The following is a 320-nucleotide window of genomic DNA, read 5'->3' on the forward strand; positions in this document are numbered from 1 at the left end:
GGCATAGAGTCTGGATCCGTATTATCACTAGCCGTTACTTCTGCCGTATTTGTATAATTACCTGTTGCATTTACAGTAGCTGTAATGTTTAATACTTGTATACCACTAGATACAACAGTTGGAACTGTCCAAACTCCTGTACCAGATACATAAGCACCCGTTCCATCATCACTAACATAGGTATAACCTGTTGGCAATAGATCTGTAACCACTACTCCTGTAGCATCACTTGGACCCGCATTACTTACTGTTATCATAAATACTACATCGCTTCCTACTAAAGGTGTTGGATTATCTACTACTTTCACTAAGCTTACATC

The 320-nt window shown here is 39.1% G+C and carries 1 protein-coding gene; it reads right to left on the reverse strand.

What is annotated here, in order from left to right:
- Positions 1–320, reverse strand: a 320-nt coding sequence (locus AC1EUV_RS13800; RefSeq protein WP_480199305.1) for a DUF11 domain-containing protein, incomplete at both ends; no start/stop codon positions are given.

Source organism: Maritimimonas sp. 2304DJ26-3, assembly GCF_056591635.1.